The organism is Pseudoalteromonas sp. BDTF-M6 (genome assembly GCF_018334135.1).
Lineage (GTDB): Bacteria > Pseudomonadota > Gammaproteobacteria > Enterobacterales > Alteromonadaceae > Pseudoalteromonas.
The window spans coordinates 75,081-91,501 of the sequence record NZ_JAGXTQ010000008.1 but is presented as its reverse complement, the minus strand read 5'-3'; the positions used below and the strand labels follow the sequence as shown (position 1 = coordinate 91,501).

Annotated in this window: 16 protein-coding genes and 1 riboswitch; of the genes, 6 read left to right on the top strand and 10 right to left on the bottom strand. The window is 49.9% G+C overall.

The window, feature by feature from the left end:
* Nucleotides 1–4: 4 nt before the first annotated feature.
* Nucleotides 5–1,219 (bottom strand): NnrS family protein, encoded by a 1,215-nt coding sequence (locus KD147_RS15750; protein WP_105188592.1) that lies wholly within the window; start codon nucleotides 1,217–1,219, stop codon nucleotides 5–7.
* A 20-nt stretch (nucleotides 1,220–1,239) separates the two neighbouring features.
* Nucleotides 1,240–1,692 (bottom strand): Rrf2 family transcriptional regulator, encoded by a 453-nt coding sequence (locus KD147_RS15745; protein ID WP_105188591.1) that lies wholly within the window; start codon nucleotides 1,690–1,692, stop codon nucleotides 1,240–1,242.
* A 131-nt stretch (nucleotides 1,693–1,823) separates the two neighbouring features.
* On the opposite strand from KD147_RS15745, the gene KD147_RS15740 reads away from it, so the two are divergent.
* Together KD147_RS15740 and KD147_RS15735 are read left to right on the top strand one after the other, a co-directional pair.
* The gene (locus KD147_RS15740; RefSeq protein ID WP_105188590.1) at nucleotides 1,824–2,480 is read left to right on the top strand and encodes a DUF542 domain-containing protein; all 657 of its coding nucleotides are present in this window, start codon (nucleotides 1,824–1,826) and stop codon (nucleotides 2,478–2,480) included.
* A gap of 12 nt (nucleotides 2,481–2,492) precedes the next feature.
* Entirely contained in the window at nucleotides 2,493–4,850 is a 2,358-nt protein-coding gene (locus KD147_RS15735) for a nitric-oxide reductase large subunit (RefSeq protein ID WP_212548468.1), read from the top strand.
* 47 nt (nucleotides 4,851–4,897) lie between these two features.
* Here the strand turns inward: KD147_RS15735 and KD147_RS15730 are convergent, their stop codons facing one another.
* The gene (locus tag KD147_RS15730) at nucleotides 4,898–5,539 is read right to left on the bottom strand and encodes a DUF2959 domain-containing protein (protein ID WP_212548467.1); all 642 of its coding nucleotides are present in this window, start codon (nucleotides 5,537–5,539) and stop codon (nucleotides 4,898–4,900) included.
* Nucleotides 5,540–5,625: 86 nt separating this feature from the next.
* Between KD147_RS15730 and KD147_RS15725 the strand changes: the two genes are divergently transcribed.
* Genes KD147_RS15725 through dtd form a run of 3 tightly spaced genes read left to right on the top strand, consistent with a single transcriptional unit; the run spans nucleotide 5,626 to nucleotide 7,882 of the window.
* A complete protein-coding gene (locus KD147_RS15725) occupies nucleotides 5,626–6,519 on the top strand; it encodes a virulence factor BrkB family protein (RefSeq protein WP_212548466.1) in 894 nt (297 codons plus the stop codon).
* Between the two features lie 2 nt (nucleotides 6,520–6,521).
* Complete coding sequence (locus tag KD147_RS15720) at nucleotides 6,522–7,457, top strand: alpha/beta fold hydrolase (protein ID WP_212548465.1); 936 nt, start codon at nucleotides 6,522–6,524, stop codon at nucleotides 7,455–7,457.
* On the top strand, nucleotides 7,445–7,882 hold the full coding sequence (gene dtd / locus KD147_RS15715; protein WP_212548464.1) for a D-aminoacyl-tRNA deacylase: 438 nt from the start codon (nucleotides 7,445–7,447) through the stop codon (nucleotides 7,880–7,882). Before KD147_RS15720 ends, dtd begins: the two co-directional genes overlap by 13 nt.
* Here dtd and KD147_RS15710 read toward each other — a convergent pair.
* Complete coding sequence (locus tag KD147_RS15710; RefSeq protein WP_212548463.1) at nucleotides 7,879–8,568, bottom strand: spermidine synthase; 690 nt, start codon at nucleotides 8,566–8,568, stop codon at nucleotides 7,879–7,881. The two genes, dtd and KD147_RS15710, sit on opposite strands and share 4 nt — an antisense overlap.
* Before the next feature lie 131 nt (nucleotides 8,569–8,699).
* On the opposite strand from KD147_RS15710, the gene KD147_RS15705 reads away from it, so the two are divergent.
* Nucleotides 8,700–9,596 carry a bifunctional GNAT family N-acetyltransferase/hotdog fold thioesterase gene (locus tag KD147_RS15705; protein ID WP_212548462.1) on the top strand — a complete coding sequence of 299 codons (897 nt, stop codon included), beginning with the start codon at nucleotides 8,700–8,702 and terminating at the stop codon, nucleotides 9,594–9,596.
* A 77-nt stretch (nucleotides 9,597–9,673) separates the two neighbouring features.
* On the opposite strand, the gene KD147_RS15700 is transcribed toward KD147_RS15705, so the two are convergent.
* The 6 genes from KD147_RS15700 to KD147_RS15675 all read right to left on the bottom strand — a co-directional run bounded on the left by KD147_RS15700 (nucleotide 9,674) and on the right by KD147_RS15675 (nucleotide 16,149).
* On the bottom strand, nucleotides 9,674–10,714 hold the full coding sequence (locus KD147_RS15700; protein ID WP_212548461.1) for a phospholipase A: 1,041 nt from the start codon (nucleotides 10,712–10,714) through the stop codon (nucleotides 9,674–9,676).
* Between the two features lie 150 nt (nucleotides 10,715–10,864).
* Nucleotides 10,865–11,977, bottom strand: a complete 1,113-nt coding sequence (locus KD147_RS15695; protein ID WP_212548460.1) for a succinylglutamate desuccinylase/aspartoacylase family protein — start codon at nucleotides 11,975–11,977, stop codon at nucleotides 10,865–10,867.
* A 5-nt stretch (nucleotides 11,978–11,982) separates the two neighbouring features.
* Nucleotides 11,983–13,188: a PLP-dependent decarboxylase gene (locus KD147_RS15690; protein ID WP_105188582.1), complete on the bottom strand. Its 1,206-nt coding sequence runs from the start codon at nucleotides 13,186–13,188 to the stop codon at nucleotides 11,983–11,985.
* Entirely contained in the window at nucleotides 13,188–13,928 is a 741-nt protein-coding gene (locus KD147_RS15685; protein ID WP_212548459.1) for a 2,3,4,5-tetrahydropyridine-2,6-dicarboxylate N-succinyltransferase, read from the bottom strand. Before KD147_RS15685 ends, KD147_RS15690 begins: the two co-directional genes overlap by 1 nt.
* A 7-nt stretch (nucleotides 13,929–13,935) precedes the next feature.
* Complete coding sequence (dapA, locus tag KD147_RS15680) at nucleotides 13,936–14,832, bottom strand: 4-hydroxy-tetrahydrodipicolinate synthase (RefSeq protein WP_212548480.1); 897 nt, start codon at nucleotides 14,830–14,832, stop codon at nucleotides 13,936–13,938.
* A gap of 128 nt (nucleotides 14,833–14,960) precedes the next feature.
* Nucleotides 14,961–15,152: riboswitch (Lysine riboswitch) on the bottom strand.
* Nucleotides 15,153–15,273: 121 nt separating this feature from the next.
* On the bottom strand, nucleotides 15,274–16,149 hold the full coding sequence (locus tag KD147_RS15675) for a TraB/GumN family protein (RefSeq protein ID WP_212548458.1): 876 nt from the start codon (nucleotides 16,147–16,149) through the stop codon (nucleotides 15,274–15,276).
* Nucleotides 16,150–16,421 lie beyond the last annotated feature (272 nt).

Here is a 16,421-nt window from a genome sequence, read left to right as displayed (position 1 = left end):
ATGTTTAACCATCGCGGCCATCGACACGGGGTTTAAATACCACGGGCGCATAGGTGATGACATAAATCAGGTAGGCAAACCCCCAAAGGCCAGCGGAGAGCAAAATAAGTACTTGATATTGATCGCTTAAAAGCGGTGCCAACACGCGTACGCCAAGGGCGGTGAACATAGCAATAAATGCTCCTGTCATTACCGCTCCGACCTTTATCATGCGTCCAGTGTGGCCTAATGACACACGTGAGATCATTGCCAGGATCATTAAGCCAATGCCACCAACGGTGATGGCATGGTATGCCAACGAGGGTTGAGTGAGCAGGGATAATTTAACTAAGCCAAGCATGATTAAACCTGCGCATATAGCCCAATAGCTAATATGCAATGGCCAAACCAATGCGGTTGTTAAAGTGACCCAAATACGCCAACGCAGCGCACGAATAAAGTTACTCACGCCTGCAAAAATAAATAATGCGGCTTGTACTTCAGGCGGAATTGATGGCCCCATGAGGGTTAAGAAAATACATGCGATTACCGAGATAATGGCGACTTTATCCAGCCAAGCAATATTGGCTACCCGCGGTGTCTGTGTGCCGTTGGCGGTGAACATAGGGAAAACCCGCCCACCCATGATCACCATGACTAGGGTAATAGCTAGAACCATGCTATGGCTTAAGGTGACAAAACTTGTCTCGATGAGGTTAAACAAGGCCAAGTAGGTCAAAGCATTTAAGACGGCCATCAGTAACAGAACGGGAATAAAAAATAGATTGCGCCACAGCTGCGCTTTAATAATCGGTTGCGCCAAGAAAAAAGCGGTGGCCGGTAAAAAAGCTAAGTCGAGGGTGATGATTAAAGCATCGGGAGCCAAACCAGGAAAGGCGAGCAATATTCGTGCGCTGAGCCAAAGTAAGACTAAGGCGCCTAAGCGTCGCCCTTTAATACTTTCAATGCCACTCCATGTTTGCACTGCGGTGAGTAAAAAGCCGGCAATCACCGCAACGGCGAAACCGAATAGCATTTCATGAATGTGCCAAAAATAGCCGCCGCCAAACGGAGTAAATTGTATATGGCCGGTAAAGCTCAAACTCCACGCCGTAATACTCAATACACTGAATAGTGCCGCGAGCCAAAACAGCGGGCGAAACGCTAAACGGAAAAAAGCCCAGCCCCGAGCCTCTTCACTGGGTTCCGCAATTTGTCCACTGGGTAGTAACACTGCCATGATAACCTCTCTTTGTTATCTCAAAATGTAGATGGTTCGCTTACTTGCAACAATTGTTTTAGCTCCGATTGAGAGTCCGAATTCACTAAGTCGGCCAAGCTATATTGATCTAAATGAGCAAAAAATTGCTCCATTGCCTTAGATAAAATAGTTTTTAATTTGCAGGCAGGGGTAATTACGCACTGATTATCACTGCCAAAACATTCCACTAGAACGGAGTTTTGCTCATGCAGCCGCACTATCTCGCCAACATTGATTAATGATGGCTCGCGCCCTAACCGGATTCCGCCATTTTTTCCACGAGTAGCGATTAGATAGCCTTTATTACTTAGCTCTTGGACAACTTTCATAAGGTGGTTTTTGGAAATATCGTATTTCTCCGCCACCGCCTTTATCGTTACGGTCTGCCCGTCATGGAGCGCTGTGTATATAAGCACACGCAGTGAATAGTCAGTAAATCGGGTGATATTCATTAACTAGGGACCTTAGCAGCAAATTAATTATTCATAATTTTAAATATGCATTTATTTTACATCTTTAAAAAGGGGGTGTAAACTCGCTCATTAAGATTCATTTGAAATGCATGTTATAGAGGAAGGTTAAGTTGGAAGATTATCTGAGTTGGCCCGTCGGCCAAATTGCAACCCATATACCCGGAGCTACAGCTATCTTGTTCGCTAACCGAGTTAACTTCTGTTGTCACGCTGAGGTCACTTTGGCCGATGCACTTAGAAAGCGCGGGGTGGAAACTCATACAGTCGCTACGCAGATTGAAGAACTGGCAAAACGAGCACAGCCAAAGGAGATTCAGCAATATACGAACAATGAGCTGATTGATTATATTTTATCCCGCTACCACCAAGTTCATCGTCAACAGCTAGACGAACTGATTCGTCTGAGTGAGCGTGTTGAAACGGTGCACCAAGATCATAGCTTGTGCCCGTTAGGCCTCGCTGCACATCTGCATGAAATGCGCTCGGAACTTGAAGCACACATGCAAAAAGAGGAGCAAATATTATTTCCTCTTCTAGCTAGCACTCCTGTAAACCCAATGGTCAGTGGGCCGATCAGTGTGATGACTGCCGAGCACCAGCAACATCTCCAAGATATAGAAAAGATTTATGTCATGACCAATGACGTTACTTTGCACCCACAAGCCTGTAATACATGGACCGCTTTATATCTTGGTTTACAGGAATTTATTAGTGATCTGAATATGCATATACATATTGAAAACAACACCTTATTCGCAAGGGTTTAAGGGAACAAGATTATGAGAGAATATAAAAAACTATGGTGGACACTGTTTGCGGTGCTCGCCATCACTTTCGCCATCCTCGGTTATTTTGGTAAAGAGGTTTATCGTGTTGCGCCACCTATTGCCGAGCAGTTTATTAGTCAGGACGGCCACACTTACACTTCTAAAGAAGCCATTTTAGATGGGCAGACCGCCTGGCAATCGGTCGGGGGGATGCAATTAGGATCAATTTGGGGGCATGGTGCCTATCAGGCGCCTGATTGGACAGCCGATTGGTTGCATCGTGAACTCACACAGTGGCTGGATCTAGCCGCCCAAGACACGCATGGAGTGAGTTTTGACGAACTGTCAGAAGAGCTGCAGCAGCCTTTACTTTGGGCTCTCAAAAAAGAGTACAGAACCAACACCTACGATCCAACTTCGGGTACGGTAACCCTATCTATTCGACGCTTGGCTGCCATTGAGAAAACGGCGGCTTATTACGATGCGCTATTCGGAGGTGATCCGCAATTAAAGCAAACGCGTGAACATTATGCGATGAAAGAAATTACCTTACCCAATGCCGAACGTCGCAAAAAACTAACAGAATTCTTCTTCTGGACGGCCTGGGCGGCAGCCACTGAGCGCCCGGATGGTTCGGCCACTTACACTAACAACTGGCCTCATGAACCCCTGATCGATAATAAACCAACAGCAGAAAACGTTATGTGGTCAATTGTCAGCGTCGTTTTGCTGATCGCTGGCATAGGTGCGCTCGTGTGGGCTTGGTCCTTTTTGCATAAAGATGATGAGGCACCAACGCCGCCTAAGCAGGATCCCATCACTTCATTTTCGTTAACGCCATCGCAAAAAGCCTTGGGTAAATATCTATTCTTAGTGGTTGCGCTATTTACTTTTCAGGTTTTGCTGGGCGGCTTCACGGCACACTATACAGTCGAAGGACAAAGCTTTTATGGTATAGAGACATCGCAATGGTTTCCTTATAGCTTAGTGCGTACTTGGCATATTCAATCCGCGCTGTTTTGGATAGCTACAGGGTTTTTGGCCGCAGGCTTATTCTTGGCTCCGATTATCAAGGGTGGACGTGACCCCAAATACCAAAAGCTGGGTGTAGACATTTTATTCTGGGCCTTAGTGGTCGTGGTTGTTGGCTCATTTGTTGGCAACTATCTGGCTATCGCACAAATCATGCCTGCGCATTTAAACTTCTGGCTCGGTCATCAGGGCTATGAATTCGTTGATCTAGGACGTGTATGGCAGATAGGTAAATTTACTGGCGTAGCATTTTGGCTAGTGCTGATGTTGAGAGCGATTCTGCCTGTTTTTAAGCAGGAAGGTGATAAAAACCTTTTGGCTTTGTTCAGTGCCTCGGTTGTAGCCATTGGTTTATTTTATGCCGCAGGATTCTTCTACGGTGAGCGTACCCATATCTCGGTGATGGAGTATTGGCGCTGGTGGATTGTCCATCTTTGGGTTGAGGGGTTCTTTGAGGTATTTGCTACCGCAGCATTAGCCTTTATCTTCCATAGTATGGGTCTGGTTTCTAAGCGTTCAGCGACCGTTGCCTCTTTGGCTTCCGCGTCACTCTTCCTATTAGGTGGCGTGCCTGGAACATTCCATCACTTGTACTTCTCAGGTACAACCACACCGGTTATGGCGGTTGGCGCGACCTTTAGTGCGTTGGAAGTTGTGCCACTTATTGTCCTTGGCCATGAAGCTTGGGAGCATTACAAGCTTAAAGAGCGCAGCCCATGGATGGCAAAATTAAAATGGCCTTTGATGTTTTTTGTCGCCGTCGCATTTTGGAATATGTTGGGAGCGGGCGTATTGGGCTTCTCCATCAATCCACCCATTTCCTTGTACTATGTACAGGGCTTAAACACCACGGCAACGCATGCTCATGCGGCGCTATTTGGCGTGTATGGTTTCCTTGCTCTGGGCTTTACCTTGTTGGTGTTACGCTATATTCGCCCCACTATGCAATTTGATGACAAACTCATGAAAACAGCATTTTGGTGGATGAATATCGGTCTGGCCCTGATGCTGTTTACCAGCTTACTGCCTGTGGGCTTAATTCAATTTTACGCCAGCGCATCCAAGGGCTTGTGGTATGCCCGTTCAGAGGCTTTATTGCAAAGCGATGTATTAGTGGCATTGCGTTGGATCCGCACCATTGGCGATGTGGTATTCATTATTGGTGCTTTTGCGGTGACGTGGCAGGTTGTGAAAGGGGTGTTCGGTATTGATAAGGATGTATCGCTGCCTGTCACTACAGGAGTGACATCACCGGTGCTAGCCGGGACCGAGCAGGGAGCAATTGATAATGATTCATGCTGTGGCGGCTGCACTCAAGCTAATGAGGGAGCTAAGTAGCCATAACAAGTAAAAAGGAGTCGTGCGACTCCTTTTTACCATGATGATTAACCCTGACTCATTTGTTCGATAAAGCGGTTAGAGTCGGCAATCGACTTGTTCATGTCGTCGATAAGCACCTTGATATCGCGCTGCAGGTTAGCAAACTCACCCTTAATGGCGGCAATGGCCTGGGCATTAAGGTTGTGCTTAAGGTAGAGCACATTGTCTTGCAGTGACTCAAGCACCGGCTCCATTTTCGCTTCGCTGGCACGCATTGAGCGCAGCAGTTGGGCAAACTGGCGCTGCGTGGCGCGCAGTTTTTTCGCACTTTCACGCTTTAATGAGGCGCTTTTGTATTCCTCCAGCTCATCGGCCCACTCGTCAAATAGGGCTTCGGCCACATCTTCGACCTTATCGATATTGGAGCTAACCTCTTCGGCGGCGGCCAGGCTTGACTCGTAGTCGTCGTTGAGTTGCTCGTAGGCGTCTTGCAGATCACCGCCATCAAAGTTGATTAGGGTGCTTAAGCGCTCAAGGGCGGATTGAAACTCTTCCTGAGACTCTTCTTGCGACTCTTTGGTTTCTTCCACTCGGTCGACAAGAATATCGCGCTTATGTACGCCTACGGATTCCATGGCCGAATAGTAAGCGGATTGGCAGGCGCTAAGGGAAAGAAAAGCCGTCGCTAGGGCTATTTTTTTGAGCATTTGAGTGTCCTGTCTCTAAACTTGATACTGTAAATTATGTGGCTGATTGCTATGATAAGCAAAAGATTTTCTTATCTGGGTTAGTAATGAAGTGGGATAGTGAAAAAATAAGAACAACCCTGGCCATCTGGGTGAAAGCCCAGCCGCGCTGGTGGCGTTACTTTTTTACCCGGTGTGGTGAAGATCAGATCGCCGTTAATGCCGGCTACCTCGCCTATGTCACTTTATTATCCCTGGTGCCTTTAATCGCGGTGGGTGTGGCTATTTTCTCGGCCTTCCCCGGTTTTGAAGATACCCGCATTGCCATTGAGAAGTTTCTATTCACCAACTTATTGCCGACGTCATCCGATGTGATCAAAGAGCATATCGGCGCCTTTACCGGCAATGCCAATAAGATGACCGCGGTGGGCGTCAGTTTTTTAGCCGTGGTGGCGCTGTTTTTGATCCGTAATATCGATGCCACCCTCAATCGTATCTGGCGCATTAAGAAAAAGCGCCCGGCGATGATTTCTTTCGCCATCTATTGGATGGTGCTCAGCCTAGGGCCCGTACTGCTTGGTCTAAGCATAGGCGCGACCTCTTATATTGTGTCTCTGGTGACCTTTGCCGATGAAGGGATCCCCGGGTTTAGTGGCTTTGTGATTAAGTCACTGCCTTATGTGATCTCCACCGCGGGCTTTATAATGCTCTATACTCTAGTACCTAACACCCGCGTTCCCTTTAGGGCAGCGATCCCAGGCGCTATTTTTGCGGCCTTGTTATTTGAGCTGACCAAGAAAGGTTTTGCACTGTACATTAGCCATTTTCCCTCGTACGAGCTGATCTACGGCGCCTTGGCCACCGTGCCTATCTTGTTTGTCTGGGTTTATCTGTCGTGGATTGTGGTCTTGCTGGGCGCGGAATTTACCGTATGTATTAGTGTGAGCCGACCACCCATCAACGATATCGTTGCCGAGGAGGTTGCCGCTCGCAAGGAGTGAGCATGGCGCTAAGCTATCCCGTTGGGGCGCCGCGGCAGGTTTATCACCTCGCCGTCGCCCATGGGCACCAACTCGAGATCGAAGAGCACGGCAATCGCGACGGTTTTCCGCTGATTGTCTGCCATGATGGCCCGGGCGCCGGCCTTAATCGCGCTCTCTGTGCCTATTTTAACCCCAACCATTATCGTCTCTTCCTCTACAGCCAACGAGGCTGTGGTCATTCCACTCCACACAGTTGTGAACATAACAATCTTGACCTATTGGTTGCGGATTTAGAGCAGATCCGCGACCATTTTGGCCTGAGTCGCTGGAGCCTGTGTGGCGAGGGATTTGGTGCCTTGCTGGCGCTTTGCTACGCTCTTGCTTATCCTCGGCAGGTGTCCTCCCTACTTTTGTGGGCAAGCTATTTAGCCGCCACCGAAGATCACGCCTGGAGCCTAGGCCCATACGGAGCGGCGGCACAATTTTACCCACAGCAGTATCGGTTGTTTAATCCTGAGCAACTCGATCCGGAAGAACTGGTAAAGGACTATCACCAACGTCTTTTTGATGTCAACGAGTTGACCCAGATAGAAGCCGCTAACGCCTGGTGCGCCTGGCAGCAGCAACTGGGCCGGCAAACCATAGAGCATGACCATCATCTGCAGCAGGCGCGATTGCAGCTGCATTACCTCATACATAGGTTTTTCTTAGCGGATGATCACCTGCTGGAAAAGGCCGCTAGTCTTAAAACGTTACCTGTTTATATGGTCCATGGGCGCTATGATTTGCGCTGCTCCTTTGCTCGGGTACAGCGCCTGGCAACTCAGTTGCAAGCCCGTTTGCAAATAGTCGCCGAGCTTGGTCGCGCCCCTGAAAATGAGGTATATTGTCAGGCTCTATGTCGGGCGACCGACCATATGTATCTGCAGTTAAAGAGGTCTCGGTGCAAGGATTAATTCAGCGTGTAAGTAACGCCAAGGTGGAAGTTGAAGGCAGTATTGTTGGGGAAATAGATCAGGGCATTTTGTTGTTGCTCGGGGTGGAAAAAGCCGACGGCGAAGAGCAGGCGGATAAGCTACTGCATAAGGTGAGCAACTACCGGATTTTCACCGACGAGCAGGGCAAGATGAACCTCAGTCTTAAGGACATTGGCGGCCAGCTGTTGGTGGTGTCGCAATTTACCCTGGCGGCGGATACTAAAAAGGGCATGCGCCCGAGTTTTTCCAGTGCCGCAACCCCGGATCAGGCTACCCATTTGTATGAATACTTTGTCGCTAAGGCGCAAGCGCAAGGGATCCGCGTCGCCACCGGGCAGTTTGCCGCCGACATGCAGGTGAGTTTAACCAATGACGGCCCGGTGACCTTTAACCTGGCGGTTTAGAGGCTGATAAAGCACACATGATTGGCATAGCCGGGCACGGACATAATTTGCACGCCCTTGCCAAACGTAGCGCTAAGAAGGCGCTGCAAATGATGTAACTGGCTGGGATGGTGTGCCAAAAAGTTAATAAAAATATGTCCGTGGGGCACCAAGGCTTCGCGCAGCAGTTCATAAAATTGCCGCTGATATAAAAACAGCGGCGCATCCAGTTCACTAAATAAATCTAACACTAGCCAGTCAAAACGACCGTAACGGTTGAGTGCCTGCTCGGCATCAAGGCAGCAAAGGTTGCCGACTTTCCCCGCACTAAAAAAGCGCTTGTAACAGTGGATCACCTGAGCATTGTGCTCCACCGAGACCAGCTCGGCCTCGGGATAGCTGTATAGCAGGTAATTGCGAATGGCGCCGCCGCCAAGGCCCAGCTCCAACACCCGCTCAGGTCTTTTTAGTGTTTGCCAATATTGCGCCATAATATGCAGGTGGGGCAGCAGTAATCTTTGTGGCTGATTGGCGGCAATGACGGATTGCAGGGTGTGATTAAGCAACAGCCAGCGAAATTCTTGCTGTTGTCTAACCTCGATACGAGTGCCACCTTGTCGATACCAATAAAGTAAATGTCCCAGTTGGGCGCAATTGGTAATAAAGTGCTTTGATGCCTCGTCGTTGTGTATAAGTGTGGCGTTCATTAGCTCAGCATAGACCCATCCTCTGGCTGTGCATAATCTTTTACGATGATTTATCTTGTTGTGCTTTAGTGTTATTTGCGCATGACGTTAAATCTTGTAAGGTGGATGGCAAAAAAGTGATTGGAGGAAGTATGTTCCAGGTAACCACCCCACAAAGTAGTGATGATTGGCAGGCGTATTACCAACTGCGCTGGCAGGTATTACGCGCGCCATGGGATCAGCCTCGCGGCAGCGAGCAGGATGATTTAGAGCAGGAATCAGAACACCGCTTTATCAAAAATAAAGAAGGTGAGGTGATCGCCGTCGCCCGATTACATTTTAACAATAGTCAGCAGGCTCAGGTGCGCTACATGGCGGTGGCCGAAGAACATCGTGGCCAGCACTTGGGCAGCCGTTTATTGCACGAGCTAGAGAAGATTGCCTGGACGCAAAACGCCGACGAGTTGGTGTTGTTTGCCCGCGAGCGAGCGCTTGAGTTCTATAAGCGTCACGGCTATGAACTAAAAGAAAAAGCGCATCTGGCTTATGGTGATGTACAGCATTGGCGCATGGTCAAGCAACGTCCCAGTGAGCCGGGTTGGTTCCGTCATCCGGACTGGACTCAGGTGCTGCAAAATACCTGGCGTGAATCCATTCCCATCAGCGATAAGATGGGCATCAAGGTGGAGTCCTACACGGACTGGCAGTTTAGTGTGGTGGCCGATCTGGATGCCAATATCAATGTGCATAACACCATGTTTGCAGGCTCGGTGTATTCCATGGCGACCCTGGCGGGCTGGGGCGCAACCTACCTTGCCTTGAGAGAGGCGGGTAAAGAGGGTGACATCGTTCTTGCCAACGCCAACATCAAGTACATGAAGCCAATCAAATCAGCGCCCAGAGCACATGTTGATCAACAGGTCTGTGAAGGCTGCTTTGATAAATTGGAAAGCGATGGCAAAGCCTGCTATCAGGTGCCGGTGAAAATTTATGATGGCGATACCCTGGTTGGCGAGTTTGAAGGACGTTTTGTCGTAGTGGCTAAATAACGCTATTGCCAAAGAGTTTTTAATATCGATAAAAAAGCCAGCATGATGCTGGCTTTTTTGTCGTTAATGGCTGCTTTTTACAGCAAGTCGGTCAACAAGATACCAACGCCAAAGCGTTCAATATCGGCGTTATAGTCGATCATGCTCTCGCCATAGCCATTGAAATATTGGGCATAGCCGCGCAGGCGGCCCCAAAGCGGGAAGGACCAGTCAAGCTGCAGGGCACCGCGGTTGTCCGAGTTGAGGTTGTTGCGCAGCATAAAGCTGACCTCGTGGTCGTCAAAGCGACGTACACCGCGAAACTCAAAGTAACCCATGTACTTGTAAATATCTGGGTTGTCATCGCCCTTGGCTTCCATTGGGTCATCTTTTTCGTCTTCGGGAAGGCGGTACCAGGGCTTAAAGCTAAATACATAGCCGTCTTGCTCCCAGATAAAGTTGGCATAGATGCGATTCCAGGAACGTGAATAGGGCTGACTGCGACCATTCGACTGGTGCGAGATCCCCAGGGCAACGGCGAGTTCATCACCCCACCAGACGTTTTCTTCATCTAGGTAGTTGATCCAGAAGATTTCCGGCTCATAGTTGGTCTCGCGAAACGGCGAGGAAATATCGTCGTTGTAGAATTGCCAGTACGATTGCAGGGTCACTGCAAAATAAATGGCCTGGTCCTTGTCGCTAAAGTCGTCGAAAACAGGAACTTTAAGCGAAAGTTGGTATTTAATTTCGACATTATCCAGGTTTTCACCATCATCACCTTGAGATAGGTTATCAAGATCATCACCAAAGGGCTCTTCGTTGGGGTGCTTGATATAGGTGACGGGCAAAATATAGTTACGGTTGTGCGGGGTGATCACGTTGCGGTTTTTTTCCGTCACCTGCTCTCGAGCTTTACGCTTATCAATGGCGCTTAGCTTTCGGCTCACCTCAAGGGCGGCGCATTTTTCTCGCAATTGATCGATTGTCTGCTGACCATCGCCGCCGATGACTTCATTGAGAATACACTGCTTAACAATATCGAGTTGTTTTTGCTGTTGACTTTGCTGCGTGGGGTCCGGCTCGGCTGCCCACAGCTGTGTGCTGGTGGCTAGGCCGGTAATTAGATAGCGCCAATCCATAACTTGCCTGTTATTAAATCGTTGGAGATATGAAGAATTATACTGTTAGGACGCTACTTTCGCAGCAATTAGGTGAATTTAAGCTGAAAAAATGGGCGGCTAGGCCGCCCATTAGCAGTGAGTACCTCTCACTGACTCTCACGCAATTGGTTATAACTCGAAGGTATTAGTAAAAAATTTATAGAGTTCGGTGCCCTGATTTACACTGGCCGAGGCAAAGTGCAAAATCGCAATGGCATCTTGGTCGAAGCGCAAGGTATGCAGCGCCTCTTCACTTAAATAGCGCTCCATTCTCAGGATACGGGCAATGGCATCACCGGCTTTCAGGTGCTCGCCCAGCCCGGCCAGATATTCGATCATCCCACCCATAGGCGCATAATAGGCTACATAGTCTTTCAGATAACAGGCGTGGCGCTGCATGGATTCAGGCTGATAGGCGGCATCCACAAACAGGCCCTGGTAATTCAAGTAGCTTAAAATGCTTTGCGCATCGTCCAAGGCTTCGGTTAAATCAATGCGCTCTTGCGAGCCCAGTTCCACCGTGTAAGCCTCCACCGGCACCTCAAAATCGCGGCCCCGACGTTTTAGTTGAGTTTGCAGCTCCCACCAGGGGCAAAATGCCGCCTCGTCCATGGCGCCATCGAATTCATTGGGGATCAACAGCACATGTTCAATATTAAAATAGCGGGCGCTGGCACGGGCATACTCGGGGCAATACAGGTGCTTGGCCGAAATGGGACCGGTATGCAAATCCAGTACGATATCCGCTTGGTGCGCCAGGCGTTGCAGATTCAGGGCAATACGCTTGCCCGTAGATAACGCATGCTGCGGACCATTTAAGCGCTGCTCCACGTCATCGACTAGAGCTGCTTTAAATTGAGCGATCAAATCTTGATCGCAGAGGCTGTCGCTTTGCTCGGCAAAATGGCTGACTAGCTCGGCGTTGTAGTGATATAAGCGGTTCCAGTTAACGCCGGTTATGGGGTCAAAACGACCCAGGGTAAATTCCCCCGATTTTTGGTTACAGCCGATGGGGTTGGCATAGGGCACCAAGGTGATGTCGCCGTGCAACCCTAAGTTTTTAAGTTGCTCAAGCAATTGATAAATAACCGCATTGCCTTGTACCTCGGCACCATGCATATTGGCCTGGATATAGACGTTTTTACCCGTACCATCACCCTTAAGGCGGTAAACAGGAATGGTCAGCGGCAGGCCGTTGGCGATTTCGCCAACCTGAATATTTTGTTGCTCAATCTTGTTCATGGCGACTACCTCAAATAGCTGCTGGGGGCAGCACTTTCGCGCAAAAGATGTAAATTGCCGTCTTGGATCACATACTCCGCCGCCAGCGGGTGACACAAGAAAAACGGCATGCTTTCGGTGAACCCATAGGCACCGGTTTGGGCAAACACCAGCCAGTCCTGTTCGTTAATGTCTTCGGGAAGCAAGTGGGTGCCCAGGCTATCCAGCGCCGTACACAAGGGCCCATGAATATTGAATGCTCTCGTGGGCGCCTCGCTGGTACGCAATAGGGTGCACGGGAAGGCCTGACCGGCCACGGCAGGGCGCAGTAGGTGGTTGATACCACCACTGACGATCAACTGCTGCTCGCCATAGTTTTCCTTTTGCTCAACCACAGGATTTAGGTAATAGCCACACTCGGCCACTGCATAACGACCTAGCTCCATCCACAGCTCCTGCACGCCGCTTTCGCGTTTTATCTGCTCCAGCGCCGTAAGTACATCCTGCCAGGCTAGCGGCTCACTTTCGTCGTCATAGGGAACGCCCAGGCCACCGCCTAAATCAAGCACCTGCATGGCAAAACCAAGCTGCTCACTTAAGGCCTGAAGTGGTGGTAGCATTTGCTGCCACAGACTTAGCAGTTTATCGGCGCTGAGCATATTGCCCCATTGGAAAATATGCACGCCGATGCAGGTGAGCGCCGGATAGTCGGCCAGATACAGACCGTGCCACTGTTGCGGGTCAAGACCAAAGGGGGTGAGGGTGTCACCGCCCAACGGATTTTTCTCACCCTTGGGCCAGCGCAGTTGCACCCTTAACAAGAGTTTTAGCTGCACCTTATGAGCCAGAGCTGCCTGGTTTAACCAGCGCACCTGATTGAGGCTTTCGGCCACAAAGGTGCGCACGCCCAGGGCGATAAATTCATCGATTTGTCGTCTTGATTTCGCCGGGCCGGTATTCAGTACCTGCTCCGGGTTGATTTGTTGTGCCAGTACCTGATGCAACTCGCCGCTGCTGGCCACGTCGAACTGGAAGCCCGCTTCGGCCAGGGTGCGGATAATACGCGACAAGGGGTTGGCCTTGACCGCATACCAGAGCTTGACCACGTCTTGTGCCATCAGCTTATCCAAGTGCTGGCGTAAGGCGTCGAGATCGTAGACAAAGCACGGCTCCAGCTGCTCCTGGCTGATGCACTCAAGGTGCCCTTGCAATTCGGTACCGACAGGGCGCATTAGCGTAACACCTCTTCCAGCGCTAATGATGCATCGCTTTGCTCATCTCGGTATTTCACAATCAGGGCACAGCTCATCGACAGGCCTTGCTCACGGCCCCAGTCGCTTGAGCTTGGACGTGAGCCAGGGATCACAATGGCGTTTTCCGGGATGGGTTCACCCTTGTCGAGCTGACGCTCATTGACACAGTCATAAACTGGAATGGTGGCACTCAGGCGTACACCCGGCGCCAGTACCGCGCCTTTTTTCACGACCACGCCTTCGACGATTACGCAGCCAGCGCCAATAAAGGCATCGTCTTCGATTACCACGGGATTGGCGCCGATTGGCTCCAATACACCACCGAGTTGCACTGCGGCGCTAAGGTGTACGTTTTTACCGACTTGGGCACAAGAACCGACCAGCGCATGGCTGTCGACCATGGTGCCTTCATCGACAAAGGCGCCAATATTGACATACGCCGGTGGCATAATGATGGTGCCCGCAGCCACATAGGCACCGCGACGTACCGAGGTGCCGCCCGGTACTATGCGGACATTGTCTTCGGCGCTAAAACCGCGCGGTGCCAGGTTGTCTTTATCGACAAAACCGCCGGGGAATTCGGTATTGGTGCCGTTTTTAAAGGCTTCAAGAATGCCCTGTTTAACCTCGATATTGGCCTGCCATTGACCATTTTCGTCCTGTGATGCAGCGCGAACGGCGCCCGTTTCTAAATTATTAAGAAGTTCTAACCAGCTCATGAAAATTTTAAACCTGTGTTGAATGCCAAGATGTGATGCTGTCGTGTACGCGTAAAAGTGGTTGTAAATCATCCACCTCTGTATGAGTTAACGGGGCACGCAGAGTCGGGTAGGTGATGCGTCCAAGCGTGTGTAACAAGCACTTTGTGGGAATAGGGTTGCTGACATGGAAGAGCGCCGCCACCGCCTCGCGCCAATGTAAAAATGCATTGTGGCTTTGCCCCTGCAGGCTCAATTGCACAAAGTGGTGCGTAGCCTCGGGCCACACGTTAGCCGCCACCGACACCAATCCGGCGGCGCCGGCTTGAGCGTAGTAAGGGATAAGCGCGTCGTCGCCGCTGAAAATCGCCAATTTGGGTGCTGCAAGACGATATTGTTCAAAACAGTCGATGCTGCCGCTGGCTTCTTTCAAGGCCCAGCAGCGCGGGTGTTCTTGCAACTTGCCAAGTACCTGCGGGTCCAGGCTGACCGCTGCACGACCGGGTACGTTGTAAAGCATGCAGGGGTGTTCGCTGGCATCTAGCAAAGCGCGGAACCATTGTTCTTGTCCTACCGGACCGGGCTTGGCATACAAGGGAGCGCCAAGCAAATAGGCGTCTATCGGGTAGTCATTACAAAAGGCCAGCCATTGGCGCTGTGCGTCAAGGTTGTAGCCACCCACGCCGACCATGATTTGGGTGTCGAGCTCCAGGGCGCAAATGTGTTTCACCACGGCTTGTTGCTCGGCCATATCCAGGGCCAGGGCTTCGCCGGTGGAGCCAAGGATCAGCAGGCCATTACCGGCTGCCGCTTGCTCGTGAGCCAGCGCGCTCAGACCGTCAAAGTCAATGCCGCCATCTTCAAGCATCGGGGTGATCAGTGCTGTCCACAGCACAGTGTGTGATAACGATTGAGTAGTTGTCATCTCATCCGAACTTAGTGCGAGTTCGAGAGCAACAAAGGGGAGTGGTTTCCACATTCGCCGACTCGAACAGGTTAAATTCGAAGAGCGAATGGGCTTATACGTAACAAGGCTTGCCGGCCTGTTATGCTAAGACCAGAAGCTCTCCACCAAACATATAGCAATCATGTGCTATTGGTGACAGTCGCCGGGATTCAACCCAAGCGCCCGAGGGAGTATTAAGCAATTTACCTCACCTCTCGGCGTACATCCCCCTCGTTATGAGTCGTTGGAGCTTGCTCTCCTCATCATAACTACCTGGATGACGCACCTCTTCTAGCCCTTGCGGCCATCTAAATGGCCGAATCAATAGGGTGTTTTTTTATTCAAACACTTTCCATACCACGCTGTCAACGTTCATCGCGGCACAAATTTTCGTATTTATCCACGCCGGTTGGCGTCAATTTAGATACGTGTCACTTTAAAACCTTGGCCCTGTAGTAACTTGATCAAACCGTTTTCTTCACCCAGATGAAGGGCGCCAACGGCAATAAACAGGGATTGCTCACTCAGGGGTTTTTCTAGTTGTTTTATCCACTTATGGTTGCGTTCAACCAAGAGTACATGCTCATTAAGTTGGCCAAATTCGGAGTCATCGAAGGCCTGCTCATAGGCCTCGGCCAGCATCGCCGTTTCACCCTTTTTCCAGCCGTCGATCAGGCGCTGAAAATTATCGTCAAATTGACTGATTTGTCGAAAGGTGTCGGCGACCATATGGTCGGCGTGCTCTTCCATGACGGTAAACATTTCTAACTGTTGTTCGAGGGACTCCAGCTCAATGATGGGTTTATTGTGTTGTGCGGCGCTGGCCATTACCTGTTTGTCTATGCCGAATTGGTCCGAATAGCCGGCATTTTGCAGCTCAATCTGCATTACGGTCAGTAACACGGCCCAAGGTTTTAGCGCAGAAAACATCTTGATATTAATGCTTTTTTCACCGAAGTACTGGTCAAGTTGCTGATAGCTCTGTGGGCTGAGTTCCGAGTCCAAGGTTCGGCCATTTTGCAGCATTAAAAATGGCATGGAGCGCTGTTGAATTTGCACCGCGGTCAGGGCGCTTAAGTCAACTTCTACGACCACGGCATCACTGTTGCCGATGGCTTTTTCGATCTTCTTGGGCAGGCCATTCATGCTGCTATCGCCAACATGCACAGTGCCGAATAAGTACGAGGTTTTTCCTTGTTTTTCCACCTGCCATAAAGCCGGTGTCAGTTCGGCAAAAGCGGGTTGGGTAAAAATAATAAACAGGCAAAAGAGCCAAAATGCAGTTAATTTTTTCATCGTGTCATCCTGATACTAGAGTCGCTTTTGAGTGTAACCGAGTTAACTCATAAAACCCATTGACCGAAAAATAATTGGGAAAAATTAATCAGCTAGTGCTATTGGCAAGCGAAGGTAAGTTAGTTGCGGTTGAGGGCTATAAGGTTATTAGGTTTAAGTAAGAGATTATTTTAGGGATTTTTTATGCGCCAGCCCTCTTTTGTAGTTGGTATTTTGCATTGTTTTTGTGGTTGACTTGCCCCGGTACTCGCGGTACTAATAGAAAAAGAGCG

Excerpts from the sequence above, each read along its gene's own strand:
- KD147_RS15725 (WP_212548466.1), top strand. The coding sequence starts at position 5,626 with ATGAAGTGGGATAGTGAAAAAATAAGAACAACCCTGGCCATCTGGGTG.
- KD147_RS15735 (WP_212548468.1), top strand. The coding sequence starts at position 2,493 with ATGAGAGAATATAAAAAACTATGGTGGACACTGTTTGCGGTGCTCGCC.
- KD147_RS15705 (WP_212548462.1), top strand. The coding sequence starts at position 8,700 with ATGTTCCAGGTAACCACCCCACAAAGTAGTGATGATTGGCAGGCGTAT.
- dapA (WP_212548480.1), bottom strand. The coding sequence starts at position 14,832 with ATGACAACTACTCAATCGTTATCACACACTGTGCTGTGGACAGCACTG.
- KD147_RS15685 (WP_212548459.1), bottom strand. The coding sequence starts at position 13,928 with ATGAGCTGGTTAGAACTTCTTAATAATTTAGAAACGGGCGCCGTTCGC.
- KD147_RS15690 (WP_105188582.1), bottom strand. The coding sequence starts at position 13,188 with ATGCGCCCTGTCGGTACCGAATTGCAAGGGCACCTTGAGTGCATCAGC.
- KD147_RS15675 (WP_212548458.1), bottom strand. The coding sequence starts at position 16,149 with ATGAAAAAATTAACTGCATTTTGGCTCTTTTGCCTGTTTATTATTTTT.
- KD147_RS15700 (WP_212548461.1), bottom strand. The coding sequence starts at position 10,714 with ATGGATTGGCGCTATCTAATTACCGGCCTAGCCACCAGCACACAGCTG.
- KD147_RS15730 (WP_212548467.1), bottom strand. The coding sequence starts at position 5,539 with ATGCTCAAAAAAATAGCCCTAGCGACGGCTTTTCTTTCCCTTAGCGCC.
- KD147_RS15720 (WP_212548465.1), top strand. The coding sequence starts at position 6,522 with ATGGCGCTAAGCTATCCCGTTGGGGCGCCGCGGCAGGTTTATCACCTC.
- KD147_RS15745 (WP_105188591.1), bottom strand. The coding sequence starts at position 1,692 with ATGAATATCACCCGATTTACTGACTATTCACTGCGTGTGCTTATATAC.
- KD147_RS15695 (WP_212548460.1), bottom strand. The coding sequence starts at position 11,977 with ATGAACAAGATTGAGCAACAAAATATTCAGGTTGGCGAAATCGCCAAC.
- KD147_RS15750 (WP_105188592.1), bottom strand. The coding sequence starts at position 1,219 with ATGGCAGTGTTACTACCCAGTGGACAAATTGCGGAACCCAGTGAAGAG.
- KD147_RS15710 (WP_212548463.1), bottom strand. The coding sequence starts at position 8,568 with ATGAACGCCACACTTATACACAACGACGAGGCATCAAAGCACTTTATT.